1 protein-coding gene is annotated in these 508 nt (G+C 52.4%); it reads right to left on the bottom strand.

From position 1 onward, the window contains the following. On the bottom strand, positions 1-508 hold a 508-nt coding region (locus IB225_RS20265), incomplete at both ends, for an ABC transporter permease (protein WP_192314879.1).

Here is a 508-nt window from a genome sequence, read left to right as displayed (position 1 = left end):
CCTTTTAACTGCGCAGTCTCGATATAAGGTGAAGACATAACAGCCATCAGAGAGGCACGTGTCATTCTCGCCATGTGCCCTGTCACAGCAATCACCAGCGTCATACAGGGAAGCGATACCGCAACCAACCGTTGCCAGCCACTCATCGATGATGTCACCAAGGCACTCGACGGCAAAAGCCCAAGCGAGACCGCCAGATAAGCGATCAATATGTAGGCGACGAAAAACTCTGGCAGCGAAATCGTCCCAAGAGTTGCCACTGCAATCGTTCTGTCTACAGCCCGCCCCGCATACAGTACGGAAATGATGCCGAGTATAAGCGCCAATGGAATGGCAAACAGCGCAGAGACAGAAGCCAGATACAACGTATTGCTTAAGCGAGGCGCGATGCTTTTTGCGATATCCTGTCTGTTTGAATAGCTACGTCCGAGGTCACCCTGAACAGCATTCCCCAGCCATTCGCTATAGCGCTGGATAGCAGGCCTCTCCAAGCCAAGCTCTTTACGGA

Source organism: Pseudoxanthomonas sp. PXM02 (assembly GCF_014851805.1).
Lineage (GTDB): Bacteria > Pseudomonadota > Gammaproteobacteria > Xanthomonadales > Xanthomonadaceae > Pseudoxanthomonas_A.
Note: the sequence above shows the minus strand (reverse complement) of the source record. Positions and strands in the feature narration are given on the sequence as shown.